Source organism: Halomonas sp. 3D7M (assembly GCF_014897885.1).
GTDB lineage: Bacteria > Pseudomonadota > Gammaproteobacteria > Pseudomonadales > Halomonadaceae > Vreelandella.
In genome coordinates this window covers 2,301-13,141 of record NZ_JABUZF010000208.1, presented here as the reverse complement: position 1 = coordinate 13,141, position 10,841 = coordinate 2,301, and the positions used below count along the sequence as shown (strand labels likewise).

At 54.2% G+C, this 10,841-nt stretch carries 13 protein-coding genes and 1 pseudogene; 4 read left to right on the top strand and 10 right to left on the bottom strand.

Going from position 1 to position 10,841, the window contains the following annotated elements:
* Nucleotides 1–107, top strand: a pseudogene (locus tag INT22_RS20865) (AraC family transcriptional regulator CmrA); the annotation flags it as partial.
* 27 nt (nucleotides 108–134) lie between these two features.
* On the opposite strand, the gene INT22_RS11535 reads toward INT22_RS20865, so the two are convergent.
* The 4 genes from INT22_RS11535 to INT22_RS11520 form a co-directional block, all read right to left on the bottom strand.
* The gene (locus INT22_RS11535) at nucleotides 135–1,061 is read right to left on the bottom strand and encodes a sigma-70 family RNA polymerase sigma factor (RefSeq protein ID WP_193059468.1); all 927 of its coding nucleotides are present in this window, start codon (nucleotides 1,059–1,061) and stop codon (nucleotides 135–137) included.
* 15 nt (nucleotides 1,062–1,076) lie between these two features.
* Complete coding sequence (locus INT22_RS11530) at nucleotides 1,077–1,511, bottom strand: RidA family protein (protein WP_226912649.1); 435 nt, start codon at nucleotides 1,509–1,511, stop codon at nucleotides 1,077–1,079.
* Between the two features lie 67 nt (nucleotides 1,512–1,578).
* On the bottom strand, nucleotides 1,579–2,037 hold the full coding sequence (locus INT22_RS11525) for a carboxymuconolactone decarboxylase family protein (protein WP_193059466.1): 459 nt from the start codon (nucleotides 2,035–2,037) through the stop codon (nucleotides 1,579–1,581).
* 287 nt (nucleotides 2,038–2,324) lie between these two features.
* Complete coding sequence (locus tag INT22_RS11520; RefSeq protein ID WP_193059465.1) at nucleotides 2,325–3,260, bottom strand: AraC family transcriptional regulator; 936 nt, start codon at nucleotides 3,258–3,260, stop codon at nucleotides 2,325–2,327.
* A 112-nt stretch (nucleotides 3,261–3,372) separates the two neighbouring features.
* Here INT22_RS11520 and INT22_RS11515 point away from each other — a divergent pair, with 112 nt between their 5' ends.
* On the top strand, nucleotides 3,373–4,590 hold the full coding sequence (locus tag INT22_RS11515; protein ID WP_193059464.1) for an MFS transporter: 1,218 nt from the start codon (nucleotides 3,373–3,375) through the stop codon (nucleotides 4,588–4,590).
* A 117-nt stretch (nucleotides 4,591–4,707) separates the two neighbouring features.
* Here the strand turns inward: INT22_RS11515 and INT22_RS11510 are convergent, their stop codons facing one another.
* Nucleotides 4,708–5,061: a MerR family transcriptional regulator gene (locus INT22_RS11510; RefSeq protein WP_193059463.1), complete on the bottom strand. Its 354-nt coding sequence runs from the start codon at nucleotides 5,059–5,061 to the stop codon at nucleotides 4,708–4,710.
* 80 nt (nucleotides 5,062–5,141) lie between these two features.
* Here INT22_RS11510 and INT22_RS11505 point away from each other — a divergent pair, with 80 nt between their 5' ends.
* Complete coding sequence (locus INT22_RS11505) at nucleotides 5,142–5,957, top strand: aminotransferase class IV family protein (RefSeq protein WP_193059462.1); 816 nt, start codon at nucleotides 5,142–5,144, stop codon at nucleotides 5,955–5,957.
* Nucleotides 5,958–6,135: 178 nt separating this feature from the next.
* Here INT22_RS11505 and INT22_RS11500 read toward each other — a convergent pair whose 3' ends face one another.
* The 5 genes from INT22_RS11500 to INT22_RS11480 form a co-directional block, all read right to left on the bottom strand.
* The gene (locus INT22_RS11500; RefSeq protein WP_301397752.1) at nucleotides 6,136–7,332 is read right to left on the bottom strand and encodes a multidrug effflux MFS transporter; all 1,197 of its coding nucleotides are present in this window, start codon (nucleotides 7,330–7,332) and stop codon (nucleotides 6,136–6,138) included.
* A gap of 173 nt (nucleotides 7,333–7,505) precedes the next feature.
* Nucleotides 7,506–7,934 (bottom strand): SRPBCC family protein, encoded by a 429-nt coding sequence (locus INT22_RS11495; RefSeq protein ID WP_193059461.1) that lies wholly within the window; start codon nucleotides 7,932–7,934, stop codon nucleotides 7,506–7,508.
* On the bottom strand, nucleotides 7,921–8,412 hold the full coding sequence (locus INT22_RS11490; RefSeq protein WP_193059460.1) for an SRPBCC family protein: 492 nt from the start codon (nucleotides 8,410–8,412) through the stop codon (nucleotides 7,921–7,923). The genes INT22_RS11495 and INT22_RS11490 overlap by 14 nt, the downstream gene beginning before the upstream one ends.
* Nucleotides 8,405–8,734, bottom strand: a complete 330-nt coding sequence (locus INT22_RS11485) for an ArsR/SmtB family transcription factor (RefSeq protein ID WP_083007844.1) — start codon at nucleotides 8,732–8,734, stop codon at nucleotides 8,405–8,407. The genes INT22_RS11490 and INT22_RS11485 overlap by 8 nt, the downstream gene beginning before the upstream one ends.
* Nucleotides 8,735–8,771: 37 nt before the next feature.
* Entirely contained in the window at nucleotides 8,772–10,337 is a 1,566-nt protein-coding gene (locus INT22_RS11480) for an MFS transporter (protein WP_193059459.1), read from the bottom strand.
* A 93-nt stretch (nucleotides 10,338–10,430) separates the two neighbouring features.
* On the opposite strand from INT22_RS11480, the gene INT22_RS20860 reads away from it, so the two are divergent.
* Nucleotides 10,431–10,841: helix-turn-helix domain-containing protein (locus INT22_RS20860; RefSeq protein WP_226912648.1), on the top strand; the 411-nt coding region annotated here is incomplete at its 3' end.

Sequence of the window (10,841 nt, the reverse complement as noted above, 5' to 3'; positions counted from 1 at the left end):
AAAGCCCCTCCCACTTTAGCCGCGAATATAGCCGCATGTTTGGCGCGCCGCCCAGAGCCGACGTCATTCAGCTCAGAGGCGCTAGGGCAGCAACACAACCCGCCTAGTCACCAGCGCTATTGGACAGCGTATTATTATTGAGGAGGACTGTCGGCACATACGTCACGCCCAGCAAACGGCTCCGGAAAATAATCCACTAGGTGGCGTAATTTATCCGGGTTACGAACAACATAGAGCGCCTGGATACGACTATCCACGATGTCCAGCATCATGACCTGAGGCAGCCCATCTTGTTCGATAGTTAACCACCCTGGTAGCCCGTTGACGATCACAGGATTAACCCAACGAGGATGGGATCGCGTCGACTTACGCGCCAAGCCTGCAAAGAACCGACTGATTTTCTCGACTCCGATAATCAGACGTCGCGCAGCAATCCGCTGGCCCCCACCATCAGTATGCAGAGTGGCCCCTTCACTCAGCAAAGCCTGCAGTGCTGCAACATCGCCACTACGAGCTGCCTCAAAAAATTGCTCGGTCAGTTGGCCATGCTCACCAGCGTTAACCTGATAACGCGGACCAGCGGCCTGCACTCTTTTCCGAGCCCGGCTGGCGAGTTGCCGACAGCTTGCTTCACTGCGCCCCAAACTGACGGCTACCTGATTAAAACCCAGCCCGAAGACATCGTGCAGTAGGAACGCAGCCCGTTCCAGAGGCGATAGCCGCTCTAGCGCCAGCATCAAAGCGAAAGACACATCACTGGCCAACGCCTCGGGGTCTTCTGGGGCATCCAGCGCTTCCACTAAAGGCTCTGGTAACCAGGGACCAACATAAACCTCCCGTTGCCGGTGTGCGGTTCTAAGACGATCAAGACAAAGCCGACTAGTGACAGTCGTCAAATAAGCCCGCACATCTGATACCGAATGGTGGTCAACAGCGTGCCAACGTAGGTAAGCATCCTGTACGACATCTTCCGCTTCGCTCACTGACCCAAGCATGCGATAGGCGATACCGGTCAAATAACGGCGCCAGTGATTAAACTGGCACGCAGGCTGTTCAGCCATGGATCCTCGCTCCCGCTAGTCAAGAACGGCAGTCGCGTCCACTTCAAACAGCATGCCATCCAGCGCTAACCGCGGCACTGGAACAAGCGTCTGCGCTGGCAGTGAGTCGCCAAAGGTCTCCTTCACATAGTGGGTCATTACCTCCAACATGGAAGGATCATAATTGACGACATAGGTGTTAATACGAGTGACCTGCTGCGGGCTCGCATTCAACTCGTCTAACACAATCCTAAGATTGCGATAGGCCTGGGCCACTTGGTCAGTAAATGACGCTGACAGTATTCCCTGGGCATTTTCGCCCCCCTGACCGGCAATGTAGGCGACCCGGCTGCCGCCGCTGACAATCACCGCGTGGCTATATCCGTTAGGAGCAGGATCATAAAGTTCCGTGGGGTTGACGATAGCCGTTGTTACCCCGCCGGCGTAAGCAGTGTTCAGCATCATACTCATAGCGATAACTCCAAATTTAAAATGTTGGATGCAACAGGAATACATGACACGAACTCCTGAACGTTGATCAGCGGGCTATTTTCGCCTCATTAGGATGAACCGAACGAAAGCCTACACTGATCCGGTTCCAAACATTAATCGCACCAATCAGCAGCGTTAGGTCCACAAGCTCCTTCTCAGTAAAGCTCTCCAGGCCCTGCTCGTAATCCTTAGCTGGAGCACCAGTGTCAGGCAGCCGTGTTAAGGCTTCGGTCCAGGCCAACGCCGCCCTCTCCCGAGGTGTATAAAGAGTGGACTCGCGCCATGCAGACAACAGGTAGAGCCGCTCCTCGCTCTCCCCCGCGGCACGGGCATCACTGGTATGCATATGCAGGCAATAGGCACAGCCGTTGATCTGAGAGGCGCGTGTTTTAACCAGCATAGCCAGGCTAAACTCCAACCCACAATGACGCACGTACTCCTCTAGCTTCGTCATCGCGGCAATGCCTTCTGGGGAGGCTTTATAGGCATTCAGGCGTATTTCCATCGTTCTATTCCTCTGCAGTGAGTGGTGTGGAACCTTTCCACGGGAAGCTCTACAGAGGTAGACGGAATAGCCTCAGGGTTTGTGACATGGCGGGGATAATTTAAAAAACATTAGCCGTCCGGCGACGATCCTGCCCTTGCGCCCTTGTATGACTTGAGCCTGCTCAGTGCAATATTCGGAATATTTGAAAGCTTCCAGCATGCCGCTGCGCTACTGCGCTCGAAAGTGTTCCCTCAGTTATCGGCACCTTCTGGTTCTCACAAGGTACTGAAGAGAAGGTTCCACCGTCACACGATCTCTACTACACGTGCTTCACTCGGTGGGTGTCCAATAATCCGTTTGAACGCGCGACTGAATGAGGCTTCGGAGTCATAGCCAAGCCGGTTAGCGGCCACGGCGATGCGCATATTATCCCGCGCTATCCACTGTCGAGCCTGAAACATCTTTACCCGCGCCACATACTTGGCAGGAGTCACACCTAACATACGGCTGAACTTCTCGTTAAAGCTGGAACGCGAAGCCCCCATGACATGGGCTAGCTCAGCAACGGACCAATCGCGCTCCGGTTGCGTGTGGATGGCTGTCAGTACCTTGCCGAGCTGGGGACAACGCACGGCGGCAATCCAACCGCTGGAGTCGTCGCTGCTGGCACACTCAATCCAAGCACGAATAATACTGGCTGCCAGCACATCGGCCAAACGGGCAAGTATGCCGCAGGCACCGACCCGATCCAGGCTAATTTCTCGCTCCATTGCTTCCAGTAAGGCAGGTACCGATGGGTCGCGTTTAGCCAAATCGCTAGCGCGCATCATGTCAGGCATCATCGCGATCAGTGGATGTAGCGGGTCGAGATTGAAGTGCATGGCACCACAAAAAAGTACATTCGGTTCAATGTCGCCCTCTTTTGATTCACTGTTCACCAGATAAATATTCTCAGAGACCGGCCTACGCGCCAACGTAGCCTCATCCACTGCAGGCACGTCTTGCGAGCTGGCCATTACATGGGACGCTCCACGCGGAAAGAGCACCGCATCTCCAGGGTTGAGATATGTCCAGTCGGTTGTCTCGGTACGCAACCAGCACCCGCCTTGAGCTACAAAATGAAAATGTGCTGCTGTCTGGGCTGCGGTTGCGACGGCCCAAGGGGGGCGCAGCAGGCAGCGACCATACTCAACGCCCTCAAGGCGCAGGCCGAGCAGAATTTCAGTTAAGGTATCGCGCATATCAATGGGCTCTATTTGGACAAATAGTCATGCTTTTAGGTTTTTATATCATAGAAAAGCCAAAACCTTAACTCTACACTGCAGCTTCAACTACCACTTTAGTAGGCCTGCAATGAACGACACCACTTGCTCTGCCAACCCACAGTTACTGATAGCCACACCCACCGCTGAACCTGCCCAAGCCAATTGGATGGGTATTGTCAGCCTCGCGCTGGGGGTGTTTGGTTTGGTGACTGCTGAGTTTTTACCGGCTAGCTTGCTGACTGCCATGGCAGCAGATCTCAGTATCTCCGTTGGCGCCGCGGGCCAGGCGGTCACGGCTACCGCTGCGGTCGCTGCACTTGCCGCGCTAACAATCCCACTCCTGACGCGCAATTTTGATCGCAGGTTTGTGCTGCTTTTGTTAACGCTGTTACTCGTCATTTCCAACGCCCTTGCGGCCACAGCTAGTAGCTATTTTATTTTAATTATTGCTCGAGTATTGCTGGGAATTGCCTTGGGAGGGTTCTGGTCGATGTCCGCCGCGCTAGCAATGCGCATGGTGCCCGATAACCTGTTTGCACGCGCTATGTCTATTGTTCTGACAGGTGTGTCTGTCGCTACCGTTTGTGCAGCGCCTCTGGGCGCCTATATTGGTGGTCTCTGGGGGTGGCGCAGTGCGTTTATTGCCGCCGGTTGCCTTAGTCTGGTAACGCTCGTGGCTCAGCTTTTCGCCGTTCCCGCCATGCCGCCAAAAGACAACCCAAATCTGCGCACTCTCTTCCATCTGCTCAAACGCACGCAGGTTCGCGTTGTGCTACTAGCCGTGGTGCTGATGATTTCAGGTCATTTTGCCGGATTTACCTACATACGACCGCTCCTTGAAGAGGTGGCGCAACTATCCGTCAGTGCAATCTCTGCTGTACTGCTCGGCTTTGGTATTGGTGGCTTCTTTGGCAATTTCGCCGGTGCATTTATCGCTGAACGTAGCGAGCGCAACGCCATTATGTTTGGTGGGGCACTCATTATTGCGATCACCATTACGTTACTGTTCGCGGGTAGTTTAGCCAGCGTTACTGCTGTATCTATCGCACTGTGGGGGTTTGCTTTTGGCGCTTTTCCCATCGGATTTCAAACCTGGATAGTTCGTGCTGCGCCGGATCAGGTTGAAGCGGCAGGAGGCTTGATAGTTGCCGCCTTTCAGGTTGCTATCGCCAGTGGCGCCATAGGCGGCGGTATATTAGTGGATTACCTCGGCGCTTTAGGTGGGCCCTTACTAGCCCTGATCACTACCAGCCTGGGAACACTGCTTGTGCTGTCATTTGGGCCACGCTCAAAGAGCCAAGCCTGATAGCAAGAAAGCCGGGGGGCAGTGAAACTCCCCGGCTCTCCTTTGGGATAGACCACTCAGTAAAAACGTGGTGTCTCAAGCATTATATGCCCCTTGAAATTACCGCTACCTACCGCTTTAGCGCCGTTCTATATCGCACAGGAAACTCTCCAGAATGGCTCGGCTTTGGGCCAGTTTCGCCGCTTTCTGGTCAGCAAGACGAATTTGTTCGTGCAAGACATTGCGTAGTTCGTCACAGGGTTCGAAGACAGGCTCCTCGCCTCTCACACAGGGTAAGAACTGCTGGATAGTCGCAAGGGTCATGCCTGCCGAACCAAGCAGCTTGATCCGCTCAACAGTGCGGACCTCATCCGGAGCATAATCACGATACCCACTCGCGCTGCGCTTCGGCTTCAGCAAACCTGCCTCTTCATAGTAACGCAGCATGCGGATGCTCACGTCGGTACGTTTTGCTAATTCGCCTATTTTCATTTCCCCCTCTTGACCCTCACAGCACTGTAAGGGTTTAGGGTAGTGACTCCTCACTGCCAGTTCAATCAGGAGTCAATGTTATGTCTGCTAACGTCAGCAATGTTCAGGCCCATATCAATGGGCAGCCAGCCACTCTTTCAGAGCTGATACCCCTGGCCTTTGCCGGGTTTGCGCATTTCACAGCAATGCAGGTACGAGACCGCAAGGTTAAAGGGCTAGACCTGCACTTAGATCGCCTACGAAACGCTTCAATAGACTTTTTTGGCAGAGCGTTTCCCGATGAACAGCTCTTGTCCTACATCAGAACAGCCATTGATGAGGGTCCGAAAGACCAGTCACTAACAGTCACCATCTTTTCCCGTAATGGTGAGTTCACGGCGGCCAGTATGGATGGGGAGCTAGCAGTGCTCATCCGCACAGGTGCCCCCTCTCAAGGCCCCACAGGCCCGCTGAGGCTGGGTACGGTGGCACATGAAAGACCTTTGGCCGCCATAAAACATGTTGGTGAATCCGGCAAAACCTTCTATCTACATCAAGCCATACGCCAGGGCTTCGACGATGCAGCTTTTGTTGACAGCCACGGGCACCTGAGCGAAGCAACGATATGGAACCTTGTCTTTTGGGACGGCGAGGCGGTTATCTGGCCACAGGCCGAGATACTACAGGGCACCATGATGAGCATCATCCAGCGTCAACTGGATCGCCTTGGGATTCCCCAGCGTCATGAGGTCATTACCACCGAACGGCTTCGAGAACTGTCCGGTGCGGCGGTGATGAACTCATGGACACCGGGGATCGCCGTCACGGCCATTGATTCAACGGCTTTTGCAGAAGCAACACCGTTCATCAATTTGCTCCATAACGCCTACCAAGCTGAATCCGCTAATTTCATTTAATGACGCTCGCTGACTATTTGCGTAGCGAAATACCGGACGTTCAGCGCGTTGGCTAAGCCCATCCCGCGTGACAACGAACCTAGGGATATTGCCGATCTCGTTTGCTTGGATAGCGGGACCTGAGAGCAGATCGGTAACAGCACTCGGGCGCGGTTCAATGTGACATCTTTCAAAAACCTTAGACCACGGCCTCTTGTGACGTACCGCGCAAGGTCAACAGCGACAGGCCCGCTGCCACCAGCGAGCACAGTGCGATGGCTGCGGTCAGCATCAGTGGGGTGCCGTCGAACACCACACTGACCACAGCGATGGCGACCGCGCCCAGCATCATTTGCAGGGTGCCGCCCAGGGCCGCCGCTGTACCGGCGATGGGGCCGTGTTCCTCCAGCGACAACACCATGGACGTGGGAATCACCAGACCAAGAAACGCAAAGGTTGTAATCAGCATTCCCACCAGCAGCGGGAAACTGGTGTATCCCAGCGCCACCAGCGTAAACATCAGGCAGGCCGACACGGCGTAACAGGCCACCGCCCATTTCACCACCGTGATGGAGCCGAAACGGACACCGAGATTGGAGGCAATTTGGCTGGTGGTAAAGAACCCCAGGGCGTTCAGTGCGAACGCAAGGCTGAACTGGAATGCTGTAAGGCCGTAGTAACCGGTGTAGAGAAACGAGGCGGTGGCCAGAAAGGCAAAGAAACTGGCCATGCCCATACCACCAATCAACGTCAGGCCCATATATCCCGAGTCCCGGAACAATACGCCGAAAGCGTTCATCATAGCGTTGAAGCGAAAAGGTGCGCGGTCTGCCGGGGCCAACGTTTCCTTCAAAGCGAAGCCGGTCAGAAACAGGCCCAACAGCGTGGCAATGGCGACTGCCAGAAAGACAGCACGCCAGCCGAAGGGCACGATGATCGAGGTGCCCATCAGGGGTGCCAGCATGGGTGAAACGGCGATTACCAACATGATGGTGGACATCATGCGCGTCGCCTCGGTGCCAGTGTAGCGGTCACGGATCACCGCGCGCGGAATGGACATGACCGCAGCCGCCCCCATACCTTGCAAAAAGCGCAAAGCAATCAGCCATTCGATGGTGGGCGCAAATGCACAACCAATCGAGGCGACACCGAAGATACCAAGGCCAAAGTAGAGCGGTGGCTTGCGGCCGAGCACATCGGAGGCCGGTCCGTAAAAAAGCTGACAGATACCAAATGCAATGAAGAACGACATCAACGTCCATTGAGCGGCCGACACTGACGCCCCCAGGTCTTCACTGATGGCCGGCATAGCAGGCAGATACATATCAATGGCAAAAGGGCCGATCCAGCTCAGCAGGCCGAGCACCAGTGCCATTTTGATCATATCGGTTTTCACTGAATATTCCTTTATCAATAAGTGTGTTCATCCGAAAGCCGAAATGGCTTCGTCCTATGTTCTATGTCCTATGCCAAGCAGTCGTGTGAGGGAGGTAAATATCGACAACAATATGGAAAATATTATTCTAAAGGCTGATCGTGCTTGCTTGTCACAATTGAACAGCGGCTCTACTAAAACGTCCGGGTCTGGTAATGAATACCGGCCCCTTCTTCACAGTATTGCTTAAGGCTCAGCAGAAATATCGCCCAGTTATAGTTGCAGAAACGGTAGAACTCGGTCACTTCACGCCAATCGGTATGCTTGAGAGTGACGGCCGTTTTGCCTCCTCGTTGTTCTAGCTCGAAACTTATGCTGGTCCCAATCCACTCCGGGTCTGAATCGATACATTGCCAAGTCATCTTAGCATTGGGCACCAGCTCCACGATCGTCATCTTTGTCGGGTGCTCATCCCCAAATCGGAATTCATTGACCGCATCAAGTTGGGCAGTGAATGTTAAATCCTGGGTCCACACCTCGGCCAGGCCACGAGCCGTAGTCAACACTTCGTAAACACGTGAAAGAGGGGCATTGACGTATTGAATATGTTCAATGCGCGCCATCAGTATCACTCCTTAGCAAAGGGCTGCCGCCTTCCAGCAAGCTTTTGAGGCTGGAAAGAATGAATGGCCAGCCGACGCTGATGCCTTGCAGTACCTTGCTGCTCTCCTCGAATTGATCGTGAATCAGCGTTAGGCGTACTTGGCCCATATACTCGGCAATCTCAAACGTGACCCGAGACGGTTTTTCAGGTCTCGTCAGATCAACTTTTTCGCCCTCGTATCCTGGCATCTCGTCATCGTTTTCAGGAATGAAGGTATAGGACAAACGGTGCGGCGGATCTGACTCCAGCACCTCGCCGCGCCAATCCAGTGATCCATCGGCCTTGACGAGTTTAACCGTTGCTCCCGCTGTCCACTCCGACGTAATTTGCCGCCCACCCCAGTATTCGCGGGTAAACTCCCCTTCCGTCAACGCTTTCCACAGTTGCTCGGGCGTCGTGTTAATGTAAATAACGTAGGCAAAATCGGGCTTACTCATTGTGATGGTCCTCAAGCTTCTGTTTGAGACTGTCCACCGCCGCAATCCGCTGGTGAGTGAACTTACTGACCCAGCGTTGGTGGATCTGCTGAATTGGCTCGGCATTGAGGTAGTGCAGCTTTTCTCTCCCCCGCCACGCCGTAACCACCAGCCCCGCTTCTTCCAGCAGCGCCAAGTGTCTGGTAACGCCCTGACGACTCATGGAGAGTCGTTCGCATAGCTCATTGAGGGCCTGCCCATTATTTTCAAACAGGCTATCCAGCAGCTGGCGCCGCGAGGGATCAGCGAGCGCTTTGAAAACAAGATTGAGATTAGTTGTCATAATGACATTATGCAACCAAATAGTTGCATGTCAAAATTTAGTGCTCATTCTCACCAACTGCCTGTACATGCCGGAGGCTAGCAGCCGACAACAACGCCAGCGCCAAAATAGTGATGCCACTGACGATGGCCACAGCATTCATTCCTTGCGTAAACGCTGACTGTGCTTGCTCAAGTATCCCGCCGGGAAGTCGTTCAGCAACGGACGTTGCGGACCACAAACTTTCTCCAAGGGCACGGGAGACATCGTCTGGCACCTCATCAGGAATCGCACTGGCAATCTGCACGCGATACAACAAGGTTCCCAGGCTACCGAGAAGTGCTACGCCCAGCGCTACACCCAACTCCTGAACCATCTCGGACATCGACGACGCGGACCCAGCTTTTTCCGCAGGAGCCGCGCCTACCACCAAGTCGGTGCCCAGCGCAGCGATGGTGCCCAACCCCAGATACACTAATGAAAATCCCAAAACGACCTGGAGTACCTGAACAGAGAGCGGGTCTACTTGAGCCAGAAAAGCACAGCCGATGCTTGCAAGCATCAGCGCGACAGCAATAACAAACGCAGGCCGAATACGGCGCGCCAAGATAGGAGCAAGAATACCGGCAAGCACCATCATCAGCGCTGGCGGCCCCATCCACAGCCCAGCAATCAGCGGCGTGTAGCCCGCTACTAGCTGAAGATATTGAGTGACTAGAAGCATCATTCCCGCCACACCCACCAGCCCTAGCAACATTATGACCAGCGCAGCAGTGAAGGTTTTACTGGCAAACAGTTTGAGATCAAGCAAAGGATCAAGAAGCTGCTTTTGTCGACGCACAAAGAGCAGTGTTCCTACGATTCCCAACACAAGTGTGGCCAATACCAGTGGCGTCACACCGGCTTTAGAGAACGCCTTTATGGCATAGATACTGGGCAGAATTGCTATCAACAGCAGTAGAACACTTAAAATATCCAGACGGCCTGCCTGCGGATTGTGATACTCCGGCAGCAGTAATGGCGCAGTTAATAGCAGTACGATGACGATGGGCACGGCAATTAGGAAAGCCGCTCCCCACCAAAAGGGGGCTAACAGCAACCCACCGACTACCGGCCCCAAGGCCATCCCCAGTGCAAACATGGTCGCCCATATCCCAATCGCCAATGCGCGCTGGCGCAGATCAAAAAACATATTGCTAATCAAGGCCAGCGTAGAAGGCATCAGCGTTGCTCCGGCAATACCCAGTACTGCCCGCGCCACAATAAGCCACTCGGCATTAGGCGCATAAGCAGCAAACACTGACGCGACCGCAAACGCAAAGGCCCCGATCATTAGTAGTCGACGTCGGCCAACCCGATCCCCTAGCGTGCCCATCGTGATAAGAAAACCAGCGATCATGAAGCCGTAGGCATCCATAATCCACAGCGCCTGAGTACTGCTAGGCTGTAGATCTACCGCTAAGGCAGGAAGCGCAAGGTAGAGAATAGTGACATCGAGCCCAAGCAGCATGGTGGGCAGGGCCAATACCGCAAGCCCCGCCCACTCTTTAATGCCAGCTTTGTTGCAGGGGCTTCCGCCTGTGTCCGTATTACCAGGGGTGTGAACATCACAGCTGAATGACATGTCGCCTCCGACTTCATCAAGGAAGCAGGCATTCTCAGACACTCAATATGGGGTTACAATATAGCTAATTATCCTATTACTAGAGGTAATAGCATGGCGAATCATCGGCTTGAGCGAACGCAGTGTGATCTCACCGAATTCATGCTGCGGCATCGCCGCAAATTAACGCCTGCTGACGTCGGGCTTCCCACTAGCGGGCGAAGGCGTACCCCGGGCTTAAGACGAGAAGAGGTTGCTGCGCTCGCTGGGGTAGGCCTGACGTGGTACACCTGGTTTGAGCAGGGCCGTGACATTAAGGTCTCCGAACGTTTTCTGCTCAACATCTCCCGCGCCCTAAAACTGGATGACGCCGAGTGCTGCCATCTTTTTCTATTAGCGCACCGCCGAGCACCGCCTGCAGAAGCGTATCAAGAGCAGAGCACTTCCCCCCGAATCCAGTCGCTGATGGATGACCTTTCTCGCCCTAGTTACGTGATGAACCTGCGTTGGGATGTTATTGGCTGG